The 229-nt window shown below is 77.3% G+C and carries 1 pseudogene; it reads left to right on the top strand.

Annotated features, from left to right (window positions below):
• Positions 1-229 (top strand): annotated as a pseudogene (locus AC6CKD_RS38050) (HSP18 transcriptional regulator); the annotation flags it as partial.

Genomic DNA, 229 nt, shown 5'->3' on the forward strand with positions numbered 1-229 from the left:
CCGGCTGGGAGAGCGGGCTGATCGAGACCGCCCGCGAGGCCGGCGCGAGCTGGGCCGACCTGGCCGGGCCGCTGGGAGTCGCGAGCCGTCAGGCCGCCGAACGCCGCTACCTGCGCCTGCGTCCAGGTACGGCCGGAAGCACCGGCGAACAACGCGTCCAGGCCACCCGTGCCATCCGCGCCGCCGACCGCACCGTGAGCGCCTGGGCCCGCGACAACGCGGCCGACCT

The sequence above is a fragment of the Streptomyces sp. GQ60 genome, assembly GCF_059758875.1.